Below are 25211 nucleotides of genomic sequence, written 5' to 3'. Positions count from 1 at the left end.
GGTTCAAACGCTTCCGAACGCCGACTTCTTTGGCCCTTCGGCTTTCCCCTCCTCCACTCCGCCAAAAACCGTTGAGTCCCTCCCCCGCTCGATGACCACCACGCCAAGAGAATTTATTCTGACCCTCGAAGGGGTCACCAAGACCTTTGACGGCTTCAAAGCGATCAACAACCTCAATTTCTACATGGATCTGGGGGAACTGCGGGTCATTATCGGCCCGAATGGCGCCGGCAAGAGCACCTTGCTCGATCTGATCACCGGACGGACGCGGCCGGACCAAGGGAAGGTTGAGTTTGGGCGGAGCACGGATCTCACGGCGTTGAACGAGTACCAAATCAACCGACTGGGAATCGGGCGCAAGTTCCAGACCCCGTCGGTTTACATGGATCACACGGTTTTCGAAAACATCTGGCTCTCGCTCGAAGGGAGCCGTTCGATCTGGTCCTGTCTTTTCACCCGGTTGAATACGACCCAGAAGGACCGCATTCACGAGGTGCTGAAGACGATCGGCCTGGCCGATTTTGCCGCCACCAAGTCCGGCTCGCTGAGTCACGGGCAGAAGCAGTGGCTCGAGATCGGCATGTTGCTGGCCCAGAACCCCAAACTTCTCCTGGTGGATGAACCGGCTGCCGGGATGACCGATGAGGAGACGCGCAAGACCGGTGAACTGCTCCTCAGCCTGGCCGGTCACCACAGCATCATCGTCATCGAGCATGACATGACCTTCGTCCGCCAGATCGCCCGCAAAGTAACCGTGCTTCATCAGGGCAGCGTGCTGTGCGAGGGGGCGGTGGATGAAGTCCAAAACGATGAGCGCGTCATCGAGGTTTATCTCGGCCGAAAGAAAAAGACTGAATCCGCAGCCGCCTGAATCCCGTGCTCAAACTTACCAACCTGCACGTCAGCTACGACGGTTCCCGCATCCTCCGCGAGGTCAGCCTGGAGGTCGAGCCGGGCCAGGTCGCCTGCCTGATGGGACGCAACGGCGTCGGCAAGACCACAACGCTCAAGGCCATTACCGGACTGGTTTCCCCGGACAGCGGCTCCATCAAAATCGGGGAGCGTGAGTTCGGGGGAAGCAAGCCCGATGAACGGGCGCGGGCGGGACTCGGCTACGTGCCCCAGGGACGCGACATATTCCCCACGCTCACCGTCTGGGAAAATCTGCGCATCGGCGCCGTGGCTCAGGGCAAGAAACTGAATGGTGAACTCGATCGCGTTTTCAACTTGTTCCCGGTCCTCAAGGAAATGCTCTCCCGCAAGGGGGGGGTCCTCAGCGGCGGCCAGCAGCAGCAACTCGCCATCGCCCGAGCTCTCTTGACCAATCCCAAGGTCTTGCTTCTCGATGAACCGACCGAGGGAATCCAGCCCAACATCATCGATCAAATCGGTGACACGATCAAAAAGCTTCGGGCCGAGGGGCTGAACGTCCATCCGACGGAACACAACTACAAGGATGAGATCGGTGACGCGATTCGAACGCTCAAGACCGAGGGGCGGATTGCCATTCTGCTCGTGGAACAATACCTCGATTTCTGTCTCGAAGTCGGCGACCGCTTTTTTGTCATGGACCGCGGCAGCATCGTGGCCCAGGGTCCCATGAAGAATCTGGACGACACGCTGATTCGAAAGTATTTGACGGTATGATTGCCAGTCCGTGTGACATCATGGAGGTCGCTGCTCCTGTTCCTCCGGCCGATCGCGCTCCGCGAGCCGGGCATGCCTCCGTGCGGGTCGAACGGGTCGAAGGCCTGTCGGCGCTGACATCAAGTTATGCCACCAGCCCGATGAAAATGCTGGCTCCGAAGTCGCGCGGTCCCAGCGTTTGGGTTTATGGCAGCAGCCACGGTGGCGGAGTCGTGGCGGGTGACCAGACCCGGCTGGAAGTCGAGGTGGGCAGGGGCGCCTGTTGCTTCGCGGGCACTCAGGCTTCCACCAAGATTTATCGCAATCCCGCCCTTCTTCCCTCCACCCATCACACCCAGGCCCGCGTCGCCAGGGGTGGGCTGCTCGTTTTCACTCCGGAGACCGTGCAACTCTTCGCCGGATCGAGCCATCGCCAGACACAGCGGTTTGAGCTGGAGTCTGATGCCAGTCTGGTGGTGCTGGACTGGTTTTCCTGCGGACGAGTTGCCTGCGGGGAACGCTGGGAGTTCTCCAGTTACTCGAGTCGGAACGAGGTTCTGCTCTCGGGCCACGGACGCTTGTTTCTCGACGCGACGAGGATCATTCCTGGCGGGGATCCCTCAGCCACCGGCCATCTCCCCGGTCCGTACACGGTTTTCGCCACCCTGTTCCTGGACGGCCCGCGGTTGAGGGAATCTGCCGCCTTGTTGGTGGAGGATGTGGCGAGGCGCCCGGTCCGTCGGCGTGCTTCCACCCTGGTTTCGGCAAGCCGGATGGGTTCGGGTCCTGTGGTGCTTCGTGCCGCCTCCACCGGTATCGAGGATTTGTCGGCCGAATTGCATCGCTGGCTGAAGCCTGTGTTCGACTTGCTGGAAGGGGACCCCTGGTCTCGCAGGAACTGACGCCATGCATCTCACGCCCCGTGAACTGGACAAATTGACCCTGCATCAGGCGGGGTTTCTCGCCCAGAAAAGACTCGCCCGCGGGGTGCGCCTGAATCATCCCGAAGCCGTAGCCCTGATCGCCACGGTGCTGCTGGAATTCATCCGCGACGGCAGGCGGGTTGCGGAACTCATGGATCTCGGCCGCCAGCTGCTGGGGCGGAACCAGGTCATGAGCGGTGTTCCCGAAATGATCGCCGAAGTTCAGGTGGAGGGGACATTCCCCGACGGATCGAAGCTGGTGACCGTTCATCTTCCGGTTGTCTCGGAAAACGGGAATCTCGAACTGGCGCTTTATGGCAGTTTCCTTCCCGTTCCTTCGCTGGATCTGTTCAAACCGGAGACGGTGTCCGGCGAACCGGGGCTTTGCATTCCGGCCGAGGGATGCCTGGAGATCAACGCCGGGCGCGACGCGGTAGAGCTCAAGGTGACGAACCTCGGTGATCGCCCCGTGCAGGTCGGGAGTCATTATCATTTCATCGAGACCAACGCCTCGCTCCAGTTCGACCGGGCGAAGGCCTACGGAAAGCGGTTGGACATCCTGGCCGGAACCGCGGTTCGTTTCGAGCCGGGTGAAACCAAGACCGTGGTTCTGGTGGATATCGCGGGTGCCCGAATCATTCGTGGAGGCAACAACCTTGCTCCTGGGCCGGTTGGCGTTGAGTCATGGCTCAAGGCCAAGCAACAGGTGACCGCCGGTGGTTTCTCGGATCAAGAGGCTTGAATGGCAAGAATCATCCCACGCGCGCAGTATGCCGGAATGTTCGGCCCGACCACCGGCGACCGGCTCCGGCTCGGAGATACGTCACTCTATCTCATGGTCGAAAGGGATCACACCGTTTACGGCGACGAATGCAAATTCGGTGGCGGCAAGGTGATTCGCGAGGGGATGGGACAGGCGGCGGGTGTGGATGCCGCGGGCGCCCTGGACTGCGTCATCACCAACGCCCTCGTCGTCGATTCGACCGGCATTTTCAAAGCTGACGTCGGGATCAAAAACGGTCTGATTGCGGGCATTGGCAAAGCGGGAAATCCGGATGTCATGGCCGGCGTCACACCCGGCATGGTGGTGGGTGTGACCACCGAGGTGATTGCGGCAGAAGGAATGATTCTGACGGCCGGAGGTCTCGATACCCACATCCATTTCATTTGTCCCCAGCAGGCGCACGAAGCTGTCGCCGCCGGGTTGACGACGATGATCGGCGGTGGGACCGGGCCCGCCACCGGCACCTGCGCCACCACCTGCACCCCTTCGCCCTTCTACCTACGGGCGATGCTGCAATCCGTGGACTTTCTGCCCCTCAATTTCGGCTTCACCGGCAAGGGCAACACCGCCTTGCCGGAGGGGCTTCCGGATCAGATCCTCGCCGGAGCCATCGGGCTCAAACTCCACGAGGATTGGGGAACGACGCCGGCGGCGATCGACTGCTGCCTTGCGGTGGCTGATGAGCATGATGTCCAGGTTACCATCCATACCGACACTCTGAACGAAAGCGGTTTTGTCGAAGCGAGCCTTCAGGCCATTTGCGGTCGAACCATTCATACCTATCACAGCGAAGGCGCCGGCGGTGGGCACGCTCCGGACATCATCCGGGTTTGCGGGGAACCCAATGTCTTGCCGAGTTCTACCAATCCAACCCGGCCTTACACCGTCAATACCCTGGACGAGCACCTCGACATGCTGATGGTGTGTCATCATCTCGACCCGGAATTGCCGGAGGATGTGGCTTTCGCCGAAAGCCGGATCCGCGGTGAAACCATCGCCGCTGAAGACATCCTGCACGACCTTGGCGCGATCAGCATCATGAGTTCCGACTCGCAGGCCATGGGCCGGATTGGCGAAGTGATCACCCGCACGTGGCAGACGGCCGACAAGATGAAGCAGCAGCGAGGAGCCCTTCCGGGCGAAACTGCCGGCAGCGACAACCTGCGCATCAAACGTTACATTTCCAAGTACACCATCAATCCCGCAATCGCACACGGGGTCTCCCATCTGGTCGGTTCGGTGGAGACCGGCAAGCTGGCGGATCTGGTTCTGTGGAGGCCCGCATTTTTCGGAGCCAAACCCGAGATGGTTATCAAGGGTGGTTTCATCGCCTGGGCTCAGATGGGGGACGCCAACGCCAGCATTCCCACACCGCAACCGGTGCTCATGCGCCCGATGTTCGGCGCTTTCAGCCGGGCGGGGGGACCCATTTCAGCCGCCTTCGTCAGCCGACTCTGCCTGGAGCGCGGGGTTGCCGCCGGTTACGGTCTCGGTAAGAGAATTGAAGCTGTGTCCGGATGCCGCAACATTGGCAAACATTCGATGCGCTGGAACGACGCACTCCCCAAAATCACCGTGGATCCCGAGACCTACGAAGTCCGGGCCGATGGAGTTCTTCTGAAATGCGATCCCGCCTCCAGCCTTCCCCTGGCCCAGCGTTATTTCCTGTTCTGATCCGGAGATCGTAGCGATGACGGCCCGGTTTTCCATTCCTCATGACCCAGGGGCCGCGTCCGAACCGAAGGCCCCGGATGTTTTTGTGATCTGGCAGCTGATTGATTCGGCGTTTCCTACCGGCGGCTTTGCCCATTCCGGGGGTCTGGAAGCCGCCTGGAATCACGGTGCCATCCGCCAGCGTGTCGAACTGCAATCTTGGATCGTGGCCAGCCTCCGGCAGGCCGGGAATTCACAACTTCCAATGGTTCGCGAAGTCCTGCTCCAACCCGCGCGGTTGATCGAGATCGACGACGTTTGTGAGGCCTGGACTTCCAACCATGTCGCCAACCGGGCCAGCCGGTTGCAGGGACGCGCCCTGGCCATAGCCGCACAACGGACCTTCGGAATGTCCATCGCGGTGGACGGCGTCTCTCCGCGGTTCCTCCATTTTGCCCCTGTTTTTGGTTTCGTGGCCGGCGAGTTGAGGATGGACGTCCTGACCGCTCTCCGCGCCTGCCTGTTCATGCAATTGCGCAACGCCGTCGCTTCCGCGATCCGGCTCAACGTAATTGGCCCCATGGAAGCCCAGTCGCTCCAGCATGAGCTCTCCTCCGTGGCGGAGGCAGTGGTTCGCCACGGGATGCAACTCGCCCTTGATGAAATCGCCCAAAGCGCCCCGTTGCTGGACCTATGGCAAGGGGCTCACGACCGATTACACACCCGTCTTTTCCAGAGCTGAATCCGAGGCTCCATCCAACCCGCGCTTCTTATGCCTTCGCACTCGCACTCGCATGCCCACGATCACCATCACGATCATCACCACGGTCCCGCTGGTCACACCCACGAGGCGATGGAGCATCCGGGCCATTTTCATGAACGCCAGCCGCCCCTGGATCGAGATTATAAGCGGCGCGCATTCACGGTGGGAATCGGAGGCCCTGTCGGAAGTGGGAAAACCGCCCTCATGCTTCAGCTCTGTCTCGCCCTGCGGCATCGAATGAACCTGGCGGCGGTGACCAACGACATTTTCACGCGGGAGGACGGCGAATTCCTGATTCGTCACCAGGCATTGCCCGCGGAACGCATCCGCGCGGTTGAGACCGGATCCTGCCCGCATGCGGCGATTCGCGAGGATATTTCCTCCAACCTCATGGCCCTGGAGGATCTTCATCGCGAATTCAACACCGAACTGCTGTTGATTGAATCGGGAGGCGACAACTTGGCCGCCTGTTACAGCCGGGAACTGGCGGATTTCACGATCCAGGTGATTGACGTGGCGGGAGGAGACAAGATCCCGCGCAAGGGCGGGCCGGGTCTGACCCAAAGCGATCTTCTGGTGATCAACAAAACTGATCTGGCGGAGGCGGTCGGGGCGGATCTCGGCGTGATGTCGAGAGATGCGGCAAACATGCGCGGGCGCGGTCCGTTCGTCCTGGCCCAGGTCAAGAACGGCCTGGGTGTGGATCTCATTGTGGACCACATCCTCCACGCCTGGCAGCACGCGCTTGGACTCCCGCATCGCCACTGAAATGGAAACCGGTCCAGATGGAATCCTTGAGCGGTCGCACTCTCGCCATGGTGGTCCGCCGCCATCAGAACTCCCTCTCCTCCACTCGGTGGAGGAGAGGGCTGGGGAGAGGAGGAGCGTGGGAATGCATTGCCGTCTCATGGTTCGAAGGCTCCTCTCCCCGGCCCTCTCCCCGCGCTGCGCTGCGGGGAGAGGGAGGGCTCACGGTGCGAGTGTTGAGTCGCGTCCGCATCGAGCAGCGCGGCACGCCGGCCGGCCAGTTCGGATTTGCCTCCGACGAAGTTTGCGTTGGGCCAGGGCCGATTGCCCCGCCGGAAATCGGCCTCCAATTCCTAAGGCAACCGCTCGACCACCACCGTCGCCGCCGTCCATTCCAACTGATTCGTTCCAAGTGTCATTTCCCTCTCCGTCCCGCCCGCCACCACCAGCGCCTTGATCCTCCGCGCCATCTCCCCATGGCACCGTTTCACCCGCTGGTCCTCCAACGTCTTGGATCCCGCTTCGATTTTCCGTTCCTCCATCACCTCGTCCTTCATCCCCTCCTTGATCCGCGTCACCCAGACCCCCTCCCGCTCGTCCGCGAGTGAAGACGACCCTCAGCGTTACTGCGCTGCGATGAACTCGCGCAACTTTCTTTCCTCGGCGGATGTTCCTGCTGGCGGCAGCGGTCGCTTTTCCTCAAGTTCGAGCTCGAACGCGTTGTGAAACATCCCGTGCATGGATCGCCCCGAGCTGGGTTCTCGAAAGAGTTGTCTCTGGCCAGGTCCATTGCTTTGGCGCCGTGCGCTTGGACCCGGGTGTCCCGGCTGGGAAAACTCACCGTGTGCTTATGGGTGGCCTGGATGCTTTCAGCCTGCAGTGAGCCTCGCGCCGCCGCCGTGCCGGGGGTTCAGTCCAAGACGGTTCACTTCGAAACACACTCCGCCCAAGGATTTGTCCAGATCGGAGCGGCTGGCGCGGGAGTGACTTTCACGAACTTCTTCCGAGGCGAACCCTACCTGACCAATGCGGTGGCTCATAACGGTGCCGGATTGGCCTTGGGTGATATCGACGCCGATGGTTTGCCTGATCTTTACTTTTGCGCGTTGCAAGGACCGAACCGGCTCTACAAAAATCTGGGACAGTGGCGTTTTCAAGAACGCGATGCGGGTCCGGCGGCCTGCATCGGCCAGATCTCAACGGGAAGCGCATTCGCGGATGTCGACGGGGACGGCGATCTGGATCTCCTGGTCAACGGCATCGCTGTCGGCACCCGGTTGTTTCTCAACGACGGGGCCGGACGTTTCATCGAAAGGCCGGACTCGGGGCTCTCCAAGACTGCTTCGGCGACCTCCTTGACGCTGGCGGACATCGACGGTGACGGGGACCTCGACCTCTACTGCACGCACTTTATCGACGCCATGATGCTGGCGGATCCCACCACCCGCTTCGCCGTGGCACGCAAGGGCGACCAGTGGGAAGTTACCCGCGTCAACGGAGAATCGACTCGTTCATCCCGCTGGAAAGGCCGATTTGAAGCCCTGCCGGACGGCAAGGTCCGTGAACTTCCCGAAACCCATGGCCTGTATCGCAATCTCGGCGGCGGAAAGTTCCAAGCCATCGAATTTGAGCCGGGAACGTATCAGGACGAGCAGGGCAGGCCGATCCCTCCTTTTCGTGACTGGGGTTTGGCGGCGATGTTTCGCGACCTCAATGGAGATGGATTTCCCGATCTCTACGTCTGCAACGACAACACTTCCCCGGACCGCATCTGGATCAATACCGGCAAGGGCACGTTTCGCGCTTTGGAAGCGTGGAAGATACGCCACACCAGCCGGTCTTCGATGGGCGTCGATTTCGCCGACGTGAATCAGGATGGCCTTCTCGATTTCTTCGTGGTGGATATGCTGGCGCGCTCCCCGGAACGGCGCCAACGGCAGTTGGTGCGGGACCGTCCTGATCCTGCCGAATACGCGAACCCCGACGCGCGGCTCCAATTCAATCGCAACACCCTGTTCCTCGGACGTCCGGGCGGGGGCTTCGCCGAAGCCGCGCTCTTTGCCGGACTCGCTGCGACGGACTGGAGTTGGACGCCCCTGTTCATGGACGTCGATCTCGACGGCGACGAAGACTTGCTCGTCACGAATGGATTTGAATTCGACGTCATGGACCAGGATGCCAACGACCGATTCAAGAATCCCAAGCAACGTCTGAGCGAGACGGAGCTCAAACGCTATCTCCAATTGCATCCGCGCTGGCCCACGCGCAACGCGGCTTTTCGCAATGCCGGAAGTGGACGTTTCGAACCCGCGCCCTCCGATTGGGGGTTTGGCCACGAGGGAGTTTCCTTCGGCATGGCTCAGGCTGATCTGGATGGAGATGGAGATTTGGATCTTGTCGTCAATCATTTGAACGAGGCTCCCGGCCTCTATCGCAACGACGCTCCCGGCGCGCGGGTGTTGATCCGCCTGCAAGGATCCCCGCCCAACACCAGGGGCATTGGGGCCAGGTTGGTGGTGGACGGGCCGCAAGGACGGCTCGATCAGGAGGTGATCGCGGGAGGCCGGTATCTTTCGGGCGACGAGCCCGCCCGGATGTTCGCGGTGGGAAACGCGGGGCCTTCGAAATTGGAAGTGCGGTGGCCCTCGGGACGGCGAACGGTGATCCCGGAACTGAAGCCCAACTCTGTTTATGACATTTCCGAACCGAAAGATCCTGCGGCCGCGTCCCCCTTCACGAAGCGAGATTCCGAGCCCGGGTTGTTTGAATTTTCCTCCGTGTTGTCACATCGACACGTCGATGAAGCGTTCGACGAGAACCTCTGGCAGCCGCTGCTGCCCATGCGCCTCGGATCCAGCGGTCCGGGCGTGAGTGGGGTGGATTGGACCGGTGACGGCTGGGATGATCTGGCAGTTTCCGCGGGTCGGGAGGGCAAGCTGGCGTTGTTCGTCAACCAAGCGGGACGGGGATTCCGGGAGTTGCCGCATGAATTCAAAACGGCGGGGGATCAGGCGGCGATCCTCGCCTGGCCCGATGGACGCGGCGGACGAGCCTTGCTGGTGGCGATGTCGAATTACAAACTGCCTCCGGGAACGCCTTCGAAATTGTTCGTGCTCTCGGCTCAGGACGCGACGGTTCGACAAGAACTTGATTTGGGAGCTTCCGCCTTGAGCTGTCTGGCCGCCGCGGACGTGGATGGGGACGGGGATTTGGATGTGTTTGCGGGAGGGCGTTGCCATCCGGGACGCGTTCCGGAACCGGCTGATTCCACTCTGCTGATGAACGACGCCGGTCGATTGGTTCCCGCGGAATCGGCGCCCTTTCGCCGAGTGGGCATGATCAGCTCGGCGGTGTTTGCCGATTTCGATGGCGATGGAGATGCTGATCTTGCGCTGGCCGCCGATTGGGGAAGCATCCGCCTCTTCCACAATGATCAGAGCCGATTCATGGAGGTGACCTCATCGGCGGGGCTTTCGCGCTGGACCGGTCGTTGGAACAGCCTGGCGGTTGGGGATTTTGACGGGGATGGACAGTTGGACCTCGTGGGGGGCAACGCCGGAAGAAATACGATGTATGAGCTTTATGCGCCGGGACCTTATCGGCTCTATCACGGAGATTGGAAGGGCATTGGATTCCTGCAACTCATGGAAGCGGCTCAAACCGCCGGGCGCTGGATGCCGTTGCGGGATCGCACGAGCCTGTCCCGCGATTTCCCTGAACTTCTTTCCCGATTCCCCACTCACCTGGCATTCGCTTCCGCGTCGGTGGAGCAGTTGCTGGGCGCGGAGTCTTCCCGTGCCGGATCGGTGGAAGCCGCGTTTCTCGACTCATGCGTGTTGCTCAATCGGGGCGGACGTTGGGAATACCGGGCGCTTCCCATGCCAGCTCAGCTCTCGATGACGTTCGGACTTGGAGTCGCCGACTGGAATGCCGATGGCGTGGAAGACTTGATCCTGGGACAGAATCACTTTGGCGCGGAATGGGATTTGGACCGGCAGGATGCGGGTGGTTTGGTGCTCCTGCGTGGATCAGGGGGAGGCGCCTTTGCCGAGGTTGACGAATCTCGGATGCGAGAGGGGCCGCAAGGTCCGATGCGGGGTCTGGCCATGGGAGATTTCAATCGGGACAGCCGGGTGGATTTGGCGGTTGGGGAGCACCAGGGGGCGACTCGAATCTGGATGAATCGGAACGCCAAGTCCGGATTGAGGGTTGAACTGGAGGGACCTCCGGGCAATCCTGATGGCGTGGGTGCGGTGCTCCGGTTGGTCCATCCCGATGGACGTCGTGGCCCTGCCCGCGTCGTGAGTGCGGGTTCGGGTTATCTGTCCCAACATGCGGCCTCTCAGATCCTGGGTGGAAAGGGTTCTCCTTCCGGGGTGTGGATTCGGTGGCCCGGAGGGGGGGAAGCGACCGTCAGCGTGCCCGGCAGTGCCGACTCCATCAAATTGCGTTTCACTCCGTGAATACATCTAGGTCTCGAATGGGCCGCTTCGCCTGGCTTCGTCATGGTCTCATGGCCGCCGGCGCTCTGGTGCTCTGCGGTGGGGCGGGCTGGCTCGCAAGAACAACCGGAGGCGTGGCGTTCGCGAATCCCGCCCCGCCACCTTCTGGTGCCGGCGCGATGGCTCCTCTGACCAATATGGTGGCGATCAAGGCCGGGAGCTTCCTGCGCATTCGTTATCCTGTGACGTTGACGAGGGATTATTGGATCGCGCGCTACGAAGTCACCCAGGGCGAGTTCGCTGCTCTGATGGGCCGCAATCCGAGCCATTTTACCGGAGACACCCATCGGCCGGTGGAAAAAGTTTCCTTCGCTGACGCGGAGCGCTTCTGCACCTTGCTCACGGCTCGCGAACGTGAAGCGCGCCGAATCCCCGCCGGCTACGAATACCGGCTTCCCACCGAAGCGGAATGGGAATACGCCTGCCGGGCGGGAACCACCAACCTGTTCAGTTTCGGCGACGATCAGGCGGCCGCCGAGTCGTTCGCCTGGACCGCTGAAAACAGCAAGGAAACAACGCATCCGGTCGGGCAGAAGAAGCCCAATCCCTGGGGCCTGCACGATATGCACGGCAATGTGTGGGAGTGGACCGCCGATTGGTACGGACCGCATCCCGCGCAACCCGTGACGGATCCCGTGGGGGCCGCGACCAACAAGTTCAAGATTTTCAAGGGAGGCGGATGGAATCAGGATGCGGAGTATGCGCGCTCGGCCAATCGATTCGGCATGGCGCCGCACACCGGCATTCACTTCGTGGGGTTCCGGGTCGTTCTCGGCCCGGAGCTGCCTGGGAGAAAAAGCGCGGCGCGTTGACGCCTCCAAGCCCTGAACGGCGAACCTATGCTGGCTTCAATTCTCGGATTTCACCGGACGGGATGGCGGGGGGTCGCGGCGCTTGGGCTCTTGGGATTGGTCTCGTGGCTCGGGATGGCGGAGGACGCAAGCCCCCGGGTTCTTAACGCGATGTCCGCAAATCCTGCGACCGAAGCCGCGTTGGAAATGCGTCGCGCCCGCCAGGTCGAAGCGTCGCGATCCTGGAAAATCTTTCATGATTTTTCGTTCACCGATCGCCAGGCGCAGAGCGGCATCGACTTTCGCCAGCGCCCGGTCGATGACGGAGCCAAGACGTACAAGGCGGTCCACTACGACCATGGGAATGGATTGGCCGCCGCGGACGTGGACGGCGACGGGCGAATCGATCTCTATTTTGTGAATCAGTGGGGTTCGAGCCAGTTGTGGAGAAACACGGGCGGCGGAAGATTTGAAAACATCACCGATCGCGCGGGAGTCGGCCTGGCCGATCGCATCGGAGTGAGCGCGTCATTTGCCGACATCGACAACGACGGGCGTGCGGACCTTTTTGTGACCACGGTCCGCATGGGCAACAAACTCTTCCGCAATCTCGGAGGCGGGCGCTTCGAGGATGTCACGGAACAAGCGGGTCTGGGGTCCGCCAGACCCGCGCACAGTTCCGGAGCCGTTTTCTTCGATTACAACCGCGATGGCCTTCTCGATCTGTTCGTTTGCAACGTGGGGGTTTACACCCGTAACGAGCGGGGACGCGGCGGCTTTTTCCTCGGACGATCCGATGCTTTTCAAGGCTGGATGTTTCCTGCGCGGAGCGAGGCCAGTGTGCTGTATGTGAATCGCGGGGGAGGCAGGTTCGAGGACGTTTCCAAGGCTGCCGGGCTCGAACATCGGGGCTGGAGCGGAGATGCAGGCTTCTGTGATCTGAACCGCGACGGATTTCCCGATCTTTACGTCCTGAGCATGTCCGGTTCCGACCAATACTACGAAAATCAAGCGGGCCGCGGATTTCGCGAGAAGACGAAGGCGCACTTTCCGAAGACCCCCTGGGGCTCGATGGGCATGAAGTTTTTCGATTATGACCTGGACGGCCTCATGGAGTTGCTCGTGACGGATATGCATTCGGATATGACCTCCGTTCAAATCCAGGCAGGGGAGAGGGATTTCAGCGAGGCGTTCGAGAAGCGGACCAGCGAAGTGTGGTGCGCGGCGGAATGGTCGCCGGCGAATTTTCGAAGCGCCTCCAATAATATTTTCGGCAACGCCTTCTACCGCCAGCGCGGCCCCGGGGTCTTCGAGGAGTCTTCCCAAGCCCTCGGCCTCGAAACCTATTGGCCGTGGGCAGTCACGGTGGCCGATTGGAACGCCGATGGATTCGAGGATGTGTTGGTGACGGCGGGCATGGGTTATCCATTGCGTTACGCGCCCAATTCCCTCCTCCTCAATGACGAAGGCCGGCGGTTCCTGGACAGCGAATTCGTGGTCGGCCTGGAGCCCCGGTCGGGCCGGAAGATCGAAGTCGATTTCTTCACCCTCGATTGCTCGGGCGAAGACCGCAAGCATCCGCTCTGCAAGGACACTGCGGGCAGGGTGGTCGTCCGTGGTTCCGCCAGCAGCCGTGCTTCCGTGGCATTCGATCTTGATGATGACGGAGACCTCGACGCGGTGCTCAGCGAGTGGAATGACGTCCCGCAGGTCCTCGTCAGCAACCTCTCTGAACGCCGTCCTCCCCGCTATCTGAAAGTCAGCCTCGAAGGCACACGATCCAACCGCGACGGTTTGGGGGCCACCCTGCGCGTGGTGGCGGGGAATCGGGTTTACACCCGAATGCATGACGGCAAGTCGGGCTATCTTTCGCAAAGCGCGATGCCGCTGTATTTCGGATTGGGCGACGGACCCGCTGTGGATCGCGTGGAAATCGACTGGCCCTCGGGCGTCCGTCAGGTGGTGAGTGATGGCTTGCCTCGCAACGGGCTCTTGCGCGTGCGGGAGTCCGAGTCAAACCGGTGAATCACGGTATGAACGGAACCGGTCGATAGCCGGCCCGGGCATATGCGGGATCAGCCGGTACGAACCGTGCGTCGAAGCGGGGAGGGGGCGGACGCAAGTTGTTGGCCTCCACGGAGACGACTTTGCGAACGTCATGGACGGTTCCCTGGATGAAGCAGCCTTGGACGTTCGCGCCCGCGTTGACCGCCAGATCGTATCGCACGGTTCCCTTGATTCCAGTGTCGAGGTTGTTGTCCCAAAAGATGGAGTCGCGATAGACGCTCGTTCCACCCATGTCGTCCACGCCGTTCCGATTGCCCGTCAGGGTGCATCGGATCAATTCGAGCTTCGAGTTTTGGAACACCGTGATGCAGCCGCTGTTGATGAAGGGGCGCTCACCCGATTGGCGGGCCACGACGTCCTCGCCGAGGTTCGAGACGTTGGCGGTGAAAAGGCAATTGCGGACCACGGCGGAGCTGCCGGCAAGCAGGTCGAGAGCCGCGCCGGTGACCTGGGCCCGATTGCGAACAAACACGCAGTCCTCAATGAGCACAGGCCGGTCCCGCAGACCCATTTGTTGAATTGAAATGCCCGCTCCGCAAGGACTGGTGAAGTTGTCCGCGATTTCCACGCGCCGAATCACGGGCGAGGAGTGGCCAAAAATTTTGATGGCGCCGCCGTCCGCGTAGAAGAACAGGTTCTTGGGCAGCTTCACGTTGGGCTCGAATTTTTTGGTCTGGGAACGGGTCAGGAATCCGTTGGCCCCGATGATGCGGAAGCCCTCCACCACCGTATTTGAAGTGACTCCGTCGCCAAGATAGATCACGTGGTTGACGGCGGCGGGATAGCCCTTGTCGCCGGGCGCGCCCAGATGGGAATTCACCGCCGTCAAGGTGACAGGGCCGCGCGCCAACAAGCGGACGCCATCATGAACACGGTTGAACCAGATCATCGCCTGGCGTGGGCTGCCGGGCCGGTACTCCCCCGCGTGAACCCAGACGGTTTTCTGGATGCGGTTCGTGGCAGCCATTTCCACGGCGTCTTGGATTTCGTCGCCAGGAAAGACGTGATATCCGGTGTCCTCCAGCTTGATGGCAGCGTGCAACGAGCCTGGGCCGCTGACCGCGAGGACTCCAAGCCAGAGACTCAACAGGGAAGTCCCCAACCATGATTCCCAAGAGCACGGTTCGGCCGTCGCTCTCTCGCTAGAAGGTCCGCCGTGGCGCACGGCCTCCACCACAGACCCGCGGGTCGGGGCAAACGGGGGCGCGGGGGGCAGTTTTTCGCCGGGCATGCGCGAGAGCCTGGCGCATTACCGTGAAAACGAGAATCCCAATTCTCGCCTCACGCATCGCGCATCGCGCGGATGGTTGAGCGGCCACTTCATGTCATTCTCGGCCGTGATCTTTTTGAAGTGTTTTTTGAGCAGCGCGACATCTTGCGCGTTCTGGTCCGCGCTCCGGCGAAAGCCCGCGCTGCCGGTCACCATGCTCCGGTTCACCGCCGTGCCGATCAGGAAGTGATCTTTGAAAAGGTCCTTCAAGGCGGCGGTGGATTCGGCAGCGCGAGCCGGTGACATCACGGCGAGCGCGAGGGCCGCAAGCAAACAAGAACGGAAACGATGACGTGTGTTCACGGGATTCCTTTCAGGGCTGGAGTTTGAGGCGGATGTTTTTCAACGGCGCGCCGGACCTGTCCAACAAGCGCATCGCGCCCTGCCAGGCCTTCTGTTCGTTGGTGATCTTGAACACCATGACGTTCGTTCCTTTCTTCAGCGTGACCTTGCCCTTGTCTGCATCGAGCATGAGCGGGTGCGGCTCGGTGAAGGCGTAGATGTCCACGCCGTTGAAGTAGATCCTGCCCTGATCGTTGCTGGCCACGGCGATGACGACGTCCGGCGTGTCCGCGTCGCATTCGATATAGGTGACGAGGTAGCCGGCGACGTGATCGTTGATGGATTTCAACGTCTCGTTGAAATCGAGGTAGTTCGTGGCCGCGGTGACGTTGCGCCACGTCAGTTCTTTCCCGCCCACCTTGACCTTGTCGCCCGCCGCGACCTGCACCTCGTTCTCGCCCACACCCGAAACTTTGTGGATGCGACCGAGCAGCGTGAGCGTGTTGTTCAGAAAGGTGTCGCTGGAGTGGATCGGAACGCGTGACAGTTGGGCCACCACGGTCTGGATCTCGGGGATGGTCGGAAACTCCAGCAGCTTCACCAATGCGACCTGGCGGGTGAGCAGGTCCGGATCTTGAATGACCGGGCTGCTGAAGAAGAGCGGCTGCCCATGGTCATTCGCCGGCAGCGCGCGGATGGCGTTGCGGCGTAGCGCCGCGTCTTTGGAGAGCAACGCTGCCCGATGCGTGTCCTGATCGAGCTCGCCGATGCCTTCGAGCGACCACAGCGCGTGAATCGCGCCCTTGCCACCGGCGCCCGAACGCACGCGCTTCTTCAACGCCGGCGCGGCGTCGACCATCTTGTTGTCCACGATCAATCGCTGCGCGGTGAGGCTCCAGAACGGGTTGCCGCTCTCGAGCGCCGCGACAACCTCGGGCGACTTCTTCTTGGCGAGCGACGGGATCGCGCTTCGTGGGCCGTCCTTCCAGACGACGCGATAGATGCGGCCGTGGGATTGGTCGCGCAGGTTGTTCTCCGTCTGGTAAGCGCCGCCACGTCCGGTCGTGGCCTGGACCCCGGCGGATTGAAGGCTCGGCGTCGGGTTGTGCTGGATGATGAAGCTGTAGAAGTCGATCACCCACACCGCGCCGTCCGGACCAATGTCCGCGAAGATGGGCGACATCCATTCGTCGGTGCTCGCGAGGAGATTGCCGCCGTCAACGGCTTTGTAACCCGCGCCATCGCGTTGAATGTCCATGATGCCGATCAGCTTGGCGGTCGGCTCGGTCACGAGCGCCTTGCCTTGCAGTCGCGCAGCTTTCTCGGTCCGATTTGACGGAATACTTCGACTCGATGAACGGGATGAGGCTGCCCAGCAGATCCTGGTCGAACTTGCCGAAGGCTGGCGCGGTGGCCATCGCGTTCGGACCGGGCCGGTCGTCGGTTTGCGCGCGGTCGTTCGGCATGACAATGATCATGGGCGTGGCCTTCTGATCCGCGATGAGATTGTCCAGAATGACGTTCGGATTTCCGCCGCGCCGCCATTCCTGCTCGTCGCCGCCAATGCCGTGCAGGAGATACAGCACCGGATACTTCGTGTCTGCCGCATAGCCGGGCGGCGTGTAAACGAGCGCCTTGCGTTGATTGCCGACTGATTTGGAATCGTACTCCACCATTTCCAACTTCCCCTGCGCGATGCCGTCGCGCGCTTGGTCGAAAGCGTGCGGTGCGTCCGGGAACGCTGGCTTGTCATCGGGCTTCAATTCGATGGGACCGCCGAATCCACGACCACCTTGCCTTCGCTGGCCGGGCGCAGCGGTGGTTGGAGCCGCGCCGTCTCGCTTCGCGGTCAGCTCTTCCTTGGCAAAATCACCAACGGCCCGCGTCAGCTTGAGTTCATTCCCCGCCAACTGGCCGGAATAAGTGATGCGAAGGTCGTTGCCCTGATAGTTGAGCAATTCCACAAACGAGATCTTGTTGCCGTCCACCTTGCCCTCTGTCACTTCGCTCTCCTTCTTTTGATCCCCGATTTCCGCGTGAGCCTTCCCGCTGATCTTGGCGCCCTCCTGCTTGAGCACGAAGCTGTATTTCTGCACTCCGATCTGCGTGTTGAACTCCGACTTCCAGGTGCCCGTGAAATCAACCGCCGCCGCGGCAGGAGCGCTGCCTTCTCGTTTCGCCGTGGCTTCGGAGGAACCAAAGTCGCCCACCTGGCGCGTGAACTTGATCTCGTTGCCCGAAATGTCCGCCGCAATCGCGGACAACGAAGCGAGCGCGAAGCTCAGAAGTGTGATGGGGATTTTCATGATCGAGGTGATGGTTGAGATGGAACGTCAAGGGATGACTCAGTCCTTGAACAGCAAGGGCAAGGGCGCGAACTCGCTGCTGTCGCGAAACGGGCAGCCCACGGTCTTGGCTCCCGGCGCGACGATGCGGAATGTTACCCGGCCTTCCGGGTTGAATTGCGGATACGGCTTGCCGGCCTGATGCGAGGGGCAGGGCTTCCAGTCGTTGACTGGCGCATGGCTTTGCGCAAGGGCGAGCCGGCCTGAGAGGACAACGGCGTCCGTGAGAAGCGAGAGTATGGCACCCATGCGGTTGTGGCTGGTGCTTATGACCGCGGCGAAGGCATGTTGGTTTCATCGTCGACTCCGCCGGGCGGATTCCGGTTGTGGATGGCCGACGGAACACGTTTTGGGATCGGTCGCATGGGTGAGGCACAGCGTCATCAATTTGCGCCGCGTGAGGCATGGAGCGATTCGGACGCGCTGGGGGCTTTCGTCAATCGATTCCAGAACCAGACGCTGCAAACGAACCGCCGCCGGCGTCGCATTTTCAATGTACCCGGTGGTTTATGGGCGGCACGCCACGCCGATGCGCGCGGTCATGCTTTTCACGGCCAATCGAGACTTTGGCGCGGGCCTAGTCAGGCGCAGGGGAACAAACTGCAGGAGATGCCCGGCGGTGGTTTCGTGCCAGGCAGAAATCAAGCCTTCAAGGCTTGGCAAGCCGGTCAGGGGAGGGTGCCAAGTATTCGCGGGTCCATTCGGGGTGGGAGGGAAGTTTCCATTCCGGTCCGTCCGCGGGATTGGGTTCGAAACCAGGATGCTCCCCAAGCCCCGCTTCAAAGAGCTTGAACTTCCACTCGCGGTCGCTCAATCGCTTCGGCGGACCCACGACCTCGAACTCGTAATGGCTGAAAACAGGCCCCGCATAAATCATCTTTTCCGAGCCATGATCCACCGCCAGCACCAGCAAATGCGCGCCGGCCGTGGCTTGATGGAGCACGCCGCCGGGATCCCCGTGAACGATACTTGGCAAATCGGTATGCACATCGGCCACCAATGCGTCGTATTTTTGCGCCCCATCAGACAAATAGAAATCGGGGTCGGGCACCAGCGCGTTCTGATAGAACATCCGAGTGTACCAACCGTCATAACGCCTCGGCCCCCCGGCGCCGTTGAAACGAGTGGATTGGATCAACTGGTCCAAATAGCGAATGTCGTCCACGTTGAGCCGCTCCTGTCGTAACTCCTTTTCGGCCAGCAGCCGAAGCCGGTTCGCATGGCCCGCGAAATACTCGAGGAATCGCACTTGGTTGTCCTTCACACTCGCCAGGTTGACTTGCTTCTCCTGGCCTCCGAATTCCAGGCGAGTTTGAATCGTTACGGTGGCTTGCTGCGGAACCGGCAGTCGCGCGATCAATCGCGCCGCGTCCAGCGCCAGCCGGTCAAGCCGGGACCAGAATTCCGGTCGTGGTTCGACAAAGCCATCCGGATAGCTGCACTGGCCCGGCGGTGTGTAGGACTGCTTCGCGTAAAGAATGGTGTCGTGTCGAAGCTCGGTCCAGGATGCCAGTTGCGTGTTGAGTGTTTTCATCGCCCACGCCTTGGTGCGCATCGCTTCGGGATATCTTGCGTCCACCGTGGGCGAGGACAACTGTCGAAGCGTGTCCAGCCAGCCCGCGTAGAGTGTGCTCCGCCAGATGGGTTCGGACTGCGCGTCGATGACCCGGCGCACCGCCTCTAAATTGTGCTGGAAGGGCATTCCGTCCCGAAAACGCACGCTGTGGTCCAGGCTGGATTTCGCGGCTGAATCCCCGATGCGACGCACCAGCTCCGGCACGACTTGGCTGTTGCCCAATGCAGCGAAGGCGACATCAAGCGCGCTTGGCACCCGGCGAACCACCTCATTCGTGCGGCCATCCGCCACCCAGAGAATGTCGTCATAGACCGCCTTCGCCAAGGCCCAGCTGTCCAGGACGAAGCGTTGGCCGAACACGGTGAACGATCGCGGTAAGGCCAGACGTTCGGGGCCGAGGGGCGCCACAAAATAGTCGCTCTTGATGTGCTGCACCCCGAGTTTGCTGCTGTTGATCAGCTTTTGAAGCCGCTGCAAAGCCGCGACGTCCTTGATCGCGGTCAATTCTTGGTAGCCTGCGCCGGCCAGCAATCCTCCCAGATGCCCAAAATTCATGGAATCCGTCCATCCGACGAAGGCTTGCACTACTTGTTCGGCTTGGAACCAGTTTTGAAATTGGCCGGAGCGCTGAAGGAGGTGATAGAGCACCACCGCCGTGCCGAGTTCGCGCTCGTAAGGTTCGTGAAAGCGTCCCCGACAATCCTCGAAGGGAGGACCGGCCACCCGCAAATCGGTTCGGCCCAGCCACATGACCGCCTTGAAGTATCGTTCGAGGCGGATCGAATTTTCGTAGTGCCCACGGACTTTGAATTGCGAGAAATCCACCGTGCGCGGGTTTCCGAACAGGTCGAAACATTCCACCAAGGATTCGGATTTGATGGCCTGCAGCGTGGCGGCGACCCGGTCCGCTTGTTTCAGCGGCGAGGAGATGAGGGTGCCGGCAAGGAGGGACCGCGCCACGGTCACGAAGAGGTCCGCGTCCAGGACGCTGGATTTCAAAACGCCCTCTCCGGCCAGTCGCGACACGTTCATGATTTCCCCCGACATTCCATCCAGCATTTGCTCCATCAGGAAGAACAGGCTGGTTTCCTCCAATTCCTCAAGCATGGCGTCATAGCTGCGATGCCAGGCTTGCAGGATGGCATCCGTGGAAACGAAGACCGAGAGCTCATATTCCTATTCTACAGGAAACAGAGCTTAGGGTTGCGCGAGATCTAATCATCCATTGCGGTCAGGAGAAAGGGACGAAACTTCCCACCCTCGCGTGAAAGGCCGGCCTGCCGCTGCTTTTCGATGAGGGCGACAAACCTGGAAACGGCAATTGCTCAGCATCGATCTCTCGCAAGATCTTGGCGGCGAAAGCCTTTCTTTCGTTTGGAATCCTCGTCTGAGTTCCCCATGATCTTTGGCTTTTTGGGCATAAAGTGCCCTCGAAGCGAATTGCTTGAGAACGACCTAGACTTGGAGGCTGCTGGCCCTTCTTGTCGAGGGCCGTGGGGAGCGACCCGTTTTGACCCATTCCCGTGAACTCCATTCGGATCAGTGCCTCATGTTCGAGCCCCCACCGGCGGGAACGAAGCGGTCTGGCCTAGGTTCGTTCGTAGTAAAAAATGCGGATGGTCGCGGTGTCACGGACGAAGTCGATGTCCAGGACGCGGATGAAATGGATGTCGAGGCCGGTGCGTTTCCGGAGTTCCTCTTTGAGCTTCTCATGATTCTCAGGCTTGACCATTTCCACCTGCTCGTAGCGGACATCCTTGTGGACTTGCTTGCGGAAGATCCAACTGCTGTCGAGCAGAAAGGTGGGAAGCAAGATGATGCAGCAGACGACCGCCGGTTCCCAGTCGCCCTGGGTCACCGCGACGATGAGTCCAATGGCGATGGAAATGAAAAGGTAGGTCATGTCCTTCATCGGGATGTCCTCCGTGCGATAGCGGAGGAGGCCGAAAACGGCGAACAACCCAAAGGCCGCGCCCAACGAAAGCTCGACGGATTTGAGCAGGAAGCCGATGTGAAAAATCACCACATTGAAGGTGAACATGGTGAACAAGTATTCGCGGTTCCGGTGGTTGTTGGGATAATAGATTCCAAACAACAGAACGCAGACAGCGATGGCGTCGGTGAGAAGGCGGAGAAAATACTTATCGCCCAGCTTGTTGACGAGATCGGAGAAGAATCCCAGCGCTGGCGCGGGGTCGGCTTGTAGAAACATCATGTGGTTAATTCCTTTAACTGTTTCACCTGTTCCCTGAACAGGTTCATTTTTACTCCGGGAAAGAGATGGATGATCCCAAAGCAGTACTTGCTCATGCTTCCCGAAGAAATTCGCAGGTCCCGCATCAACTTCAGGAAGGGCGAGGGAGAGGACGACCTTTCCTGTTTGACTTCCGCGATCACGAGCTGCGGAAAGCTGACTTCCGCGGAGCCGCGCTTGTAGGACAGCTGCAAGTCAATCGTGAGCCTTTCCGGGGAAGCCTTGCTCACGAAGGTCAGCCGGGTGAAATTCACCCAGATCGCCGGCTTTAAATCCCGCGCGGCGAAAGGCGTTTCCGTCCGCAACAACTGCTCGGACTCGGTTTCAATGTCGCTGGGGATCTCCTGGCGCTGAATGCGCTTTTTGATCGTCCGCCCCTTGTTGTTCTTGGCTTTGACCTCGAAGAAACAGAGCTCGGAATCCAGATATCTCCGGTACCGAATCTTGTGGCGGCTGAACTTTCCGCTGTGGTGCCGGGCATACAGGTCGAGATTGCCGGTATCGAAATACAGGGTTTCATAGCGGCTGGCTCGGACCCCCTTGACCTCCAGAACACAGTAGTCCGGGCGCATGGCCTCCAGGATGGCCGCCAGTCGGTTCGAGTGAAAGGTGAACTTGGTGTCGAGCCGGTCCATGAGCTTTACGTTTTCCATTTCGCTCAGCGAAATGGGTTCAAACACTTTCAGACTGGACTCCAGCCAGGGCATCATGGAGGCGATTTGATCTCAGGTTACGATTTGATGGCAAGACAGTCACGATTCTCTTTCGGTTAAAAGATTTTTTTGCCAGATGACGCAGGGGCTCCGATCGCCGTCGAGTGCGGCGCGCTCCTGCCCCCAAGCGGGAGATGCGGGACGGATGCAGAAGGGATGTGAGACCAGAGCGACGTGCAGCGGCTCGGTCGCAAGCCGGAGGCTTGTCAGCTTTTAGCCGGTGGTTGAGGAGCGCAGCGACGATACCACCGGTCCACCTTGATGCTCAAGTTACTCACCGTTCCGCACCTCGGCTCGAACGGGTCCGGGCTCTTACGGCCTGGACTTTCGCATTTCCCGGAGCACATAGGCCATGAGGCGGCGTGCGCGCACGCATCCGGCGAGTTTGCGCGTGCCTTTTTCGACCACCGGCAACGTCTTGAGCTTGTGCTCTCGAAACGTCGAGGCCGCGGCTTCGCAGGAGTCGCCCAGGCAAAGAGCCACGGGTTGCGCGGTCATGAATTCCCCCAATGTCTGAAGGCCGTCCGATGGCGTGCTGTGCGCGCGCATCAAATCCGTCATGGTGACAATCCCCGCCAGGTTCATCCCATCGCTTGAAACCAGGAAACAGTCGTTGCCGGATTCCACAAAGGCCTCGCTCACTTCGAGCAGGGTGGCGGTGGGCGCCAAGAAAGGCTGGGGAGCCGGGTCGAGGATCGCATTCACTTCCGTGCGTTTCATGATTTCCTGGGCCAGGGGTTGGTCTTTCCAGGCGTCCTGCGAACGGCGATTCAGCGCCTGGGCAATCGCCACGCGAAGGGGCGCAAGCGTCTTGGAAACCTGATCGAAAACATTCCGGCCCATGACGACGACTTCCACCGCCGTCCTCGCGCGCACCGACGCGATGCGCGGACTGTTGTTGACCAGCGCCTGCTCTCCGAAAAACGAGCCCGGTCCCAGCACCGCGATCATGTCGGACTTGGGAGGCGACCCCGATTCCTTGAGGATCTCCACTTCGCCTTTTTCAATGACGTAAAAGTTAGCCGAAGCGTCCCCCTGGCGGACAATGAAATCCCCCGGCTCGAAGTGCGCGTGAGAGACGCGATCCGTCGTCCGCGCCTTCAAATGGCTGAGATCGCGCGCGAAAACGAGCAGCCACGCCCAGTCGAACCCCACCTTGAAGCGGCGGGACCAGGAGGGGAGCTTGAAGAGATACACGCCCCTCCAGACGAACCAAGCCAGGAATCCCGAAAGGCGGCAGCCGAAGACCTCGGCCACCGCGCTGTGGCCGCCAATCGAACAGAGCTGTCCAAGCGGCTTGAAGGAAAAAGGCCGGGTCGGTTCTCCTCGCAAGACACGAGCGATATTGGCCGCGGCTTGTTTTCCTTGCCGCTCCGCGAACTGGCCGGTCGGAGGGCAGGGCTGTCCATCAAACGCATTCGGAATCGTGGCGCAATCACCGATGGCCCAGAGGTCGTTCCGGCCTTGCACCCGCAGGTCGGGTTCAACGCGCAGGCGGCCCTTGTCCTTGCCCACTTCGAGCTTGGCCAGAATGGGAGCCGGCATGCTGCCCACGGTGCAGACCGTGGTGGCGCCCCGGATGAAGTTTCCGTCGGCGAGCCCCACCCCTTCAGGAGTCGCCATCTGCACCCGGGCGTTGAGCAAAACCTCGACTCCAGCGCCCTCCATTTTGACGCGGGCGAAATCGCGAAGCGCGTCTCCGATTTCCGGCAATAACTGGCCGCGCGAATGGATGAGCGAGACGCGAACGTCCTCCCGGCGCACATGCCGGAAGAAGCGAAGGCTGCTGCGCACCAAGTCATTGATTTCGCCGGCCGCCTCCACGCCGCTGTAGCCTCCTCCGACAACGACGAATGACAAGTGCCAGCGCTTCCGTTCGGGATCCTGGGTGATCTCCGCAAGTTCAAGCTGTTCGAGCACATGGGCTCGCAGCACGCTGGCGTCAGCCACGGTCTTCAACGGAAACGCGTGGTCTGCCATGCCCGGCACCGCATTCATGTTGGCCACCTGGCCCGAGGCAATCACCAGATGGTCGAATGCCAATTCGGTGTCGGGACTGCCATGTCCTTTACCCACGACCCGTTTTCCTTGCAGGTCGATGCGAACGATCTCCTGGGTCCGGCAATTCACGCCCGGCAGCAACTGGCGGAGGGGGACCACGACATCCAGGGGATTGAGCGAAGCCCCCACGGCGTCCGCCAAGAGAGGACTGAAAACCAAATGGTTTTCCTCATTGAACAGGGTAATCTCGGCTTGGTTCGGATCCAGCTCGCGCCTTAATTCCCTGGCGCAGGCGACTCCGGCGGTTTTCCTCATTGAACAGGGTAATCTCGGCTTGGTTCGGATCCAGCTCGCGCCTTAATTCCCTGGCGCAGGCGACTCCGGCGCAGCCGCCTCCGAGAATGACGATTTGAGCAATGCTTATGCCGGAGCCGGGTGTTGCCAAATGCTCCTTGGCGCCCCCCTCTCCGTCAAGCGCGGGAATTCCATTGCGCGAGCTTCAAACCCTGGCCCGCATCCTCATGACCGCCTCCACCCCTGCCGGAAGTGAGTCATGCAGGCCAAGTCGAGATTGTGGACGTCGCAGTTGAATTTGACCTGGCGAAATCCGGTTTGTTTTCGCGTTTGAATTCAAGCGCGATTCGAACGGATCCAGGCCTGCGGTGGTACCCAATCAAGTTCGTTTCATGTTTCGCAAATTCGCAAATCCCCGTGGAAAAATAATGTTTCCTATTGGAAATCCGATACCTAGAGTCCGAGATTCGACAGATGGAATCCGTCGAAATCGCGTTATTTTCCGCGCCGGGGCTCATGATGGAAAGGCTTCGCAAGAGCTCCGCCACCGCGTAGATTGGCTCAACTGAGTGGCAAGAATCCAGCCGCTCTGGTGCTTGGATCCACTGTAATTCCGTCCG

General features: G+C 60.7%; 17 protein-coding genes and 1 pseudogene. 9 read left to right on the top strand and 9 right to left on the bottom strand.

Features of this window, described 5'->3' with window-relative positions; genetic code table 11:
• Nucleotides 1-91: 91 nt before the first annotated feature.
• The 9 genes and pseudogenes from urtD to FJ404_04965 all read left to right on the top strand — a co-directional run bounded on the left by urtD (nucleotide 92) and on the right by FJ404_04965 (nucleotide 13814).
• Nucleotides 92-871 carry an urea ABC transporter ATP-binding protein UrtD gene (gene urtD / locus FJ404_05005; GenBank protein ID MBM3822247.1) on the top strand — a complete coding sequence of 260 codons (780 nt, stop codon included), beginning with the start codon at nucleotides 92-94 and terminating at the stop codon, nucleotides 869-871.
• Nucleotides 868-1647 (top strand): ABC transporter ATP-binding protein, encoded by a 780-nt coding sequence (locus FJ404_05000; GenBank protein ID MBM3822246.1) that lies wholly within the window; start codon nucleotides 868-870, stop codon nucleotides 1645-1647. The genes urtD and FJ404_05000 overlap by 4 nt, the downstream gene beginning before the upstream one ends.
• Nucleotides 1644-2528: an urease accessory protein UreD gene (locus FJ404_04995; protein MBM3822245.1), complete on the top strand. Its 885-nt coding sequence runs from the start codon at nucleotides 1644-1646 to the stop codon at nucleotides 2526-2528. Before FJ404_05000 ends, FJ404_04995 begins: the two co-directional genes overlap by 4 nt.
• Nucleotides 2529-2532: 4 nt before the next feature.
• A pseudogene (gene ureC, locus FJ404_04990) lies at nucleotides 2533-5007 on the top strand (urease subunit alpha).
• Nucleotides 5008-5023: 16 nt separating this feature from the next.
• Nucleotides 5024-5728 carry an urease accessory protein UreF gene (locus FJ404_04985; GenBank protein MBM3822244.1) on the top strand — a complete coding sequence of 235 codons (705 nt, stop codon included), beginning with the start codon at nucleotides 5024-5026 and terminating at the stop codon, nucleotides 5726-5728.
• 111 nt (nucleotides 5729-5839) lie between these two features.
• Nucleotides 5840-6517: an urease accessory protein UreG gene (ureG, locus tag FJ404_04980; GenBank protein MBM3822243.1), complete on the top strand. Its 678-nt coding sequence runs from the start codon at nucleotides 5840-5842 to the stop codon at nucleotides 6515-6517.
• 701 nt (nucleotides 6518-7218) lie between these two features.
• Nucleotides 7219-10959 carry a hypothetical protein gene (locus tag FJ404_04975; protein MBM3822242.1) on the top strand — a complete coding sequence of 1247 codons (3741 nt, stop codon included), beginning with the start codon at nucleotides 7219-7221 and terminating at the stop codon, nucleotides 10957-10959.
• Nucleotides 10960-10976: 17 nt separating this feature from the next.
• Nucleotides 10977-11810, top strand: a complete 834-nt coding sequence (locus FJ404_04970; protein MBM3822241.1) for a formylglycine-generating enzyme family protein — start codon at nucleotides 10977-10979, stop codon at nucleotides 11808-11810.
• Between the two features lie 27 nt (nucleotides 11811-11837).
• Nucleotides 11838-13814, top strand: coding sequence for a CRTAC1 family protein (locus FJ404_04965; protein ID MBM3822240.1), 1977 nt, complete (start codon nucleotides 11838-11840; stop codon nucleotides 13812-13814).
• 1 nt (nucleotide 13815) lies between these two features.
• Here FJ404_04965 and FJ404_04960 read toward each other — a convergent pair whose 3' ends face one another.
• The 9 genes from FJ404_04960 to FJ404_04920 form a co-directional block, all read right to left on the bottom strand.
• The gene (locus FJ404_04960) at nucleotides 13816-14958 is read right to left on the bottom strand and encodes a hypothetical protein (protein MBM3822239.1); all 1143 of its coding nucleotides are present in this window, start codon (nucleotides 14956-14958) and stop codon (nucleotides 13816-13818) included.
• A gap of 147 nt (nucleotides 14959-15105) precedes the next feature.
• Nucleotides 15106-15429, bottom strand: coding sequence for an endo-1,4-beta-xylanase (locus FJ404_04955; GenBank protein MBM3822238.1), 324 nt, complete (start codon nucleotides 15427-15429; stop codon nucleotides 15106-15108).
• A gap of 10 nt (nucleotides 15430-15439) precedes the next feature.
• Nucleotides 15440-16699 (bottom strand): hypothetical protein, encoded by a 1260-nt coding sequence (locus tag FJ404_04950; GenBank protein ID MBM3822237.1) that lies wholly within the window; start codon nucleotides 16697-16699, stop codon nucleotides 15440-15442.
• Nucleotides 16626-17714 (bottom strand): hypothetical protein, encoded by a 1089-nt coding sequence (locus FJ404_04945; protein MBM3822236.1) that lies wholly within the window; start codon nucleotides 17712-17714, stop codon nucleotides 16626-16628. The genes FJ404_04950 and FJ404_04945 overlap by 74 nt, the downstream gene beginning before the upstream one ends.
• A gap of 39 nt (nucleotides 17715-17753) precedes the next feature.
• A complete protein-coding gene (locus FJ404_04940) occupies nucleotides 17754-18002 on the bottom strand; it encodes a hypothetical protein (GenBank protein MBM3822235.1) in 249 nt (82 codons plus the stop codon).
• A gap of 400 nt (nucleotides 18003-18402) precedes the next feature.
• Complete coding sequence (locus FJ404_04935) at nucleotides 18403-20469, bottom strand: DUF3160 domain-containing protein (GenBank protein MBM3822234.1); 2067 nt, start codon at nucleotides 20467-20469, stop codon at nucleotides 18403-18405.
• 448 nt (nucleotides 20470-20917) lie between these two features.
• The gene (locus FJ404_04930) at nucleotides 20918-21544 is read right to left on the bottom strand and encodes a DUF4956 domain-containing protein (GenBank protein MBM3822233.1); all 627 of its coding nucleotides are present in this window, start codon (nucleotides 21542-21544) and stop codon (nucleotides 20918-20920) included.
• Nucleotides 21541-22293 carry a polyphosphate polymerase domain-containing protein gene (locus FJ404_04925; GenBank protein MBM3822232.1) on the bottom strand — a complete coding sequence of 251 codons (753 nt, stop codon included), beginning with the start codon at nucleotides 22291-22293 and terminating at the stop codon, nucleotides 21541-21543. The genes FJ404_04930 and FJ404_04925 overlap by 4 nt, the downstream gene beginning before the upstream one ends.
• Nucleotides 22294-22608: 315 nt before the next feature.
• Entirely contained in the window at nucleotides 22609-24612 is a 2004-nt protein-coding gene (locus FJ404_04920) for a cyclic nucleotide-binding domain-containing protein (protein ID MBM3822231.1), read from the bottom strand.
• Nucleotides 24613-25211: the final 599 nt, after the last annotated feature.

It is taken from the genome of Verrucomicrobiota bacterium (assembly GCA_016871495.1).
In the GTDB taxonomy this organism is placed as follows: domain Bacteria; phylum Verrucomicrobiota; class Verrucomicrobiia; order Limisphaerales; family VHDF01; genus VHDF01.
The sequence above is the reverse complement of the archived record's forward strand: the minus strand, read 5'-3'. Positions and strand labels throughout refer to the sequence as shown.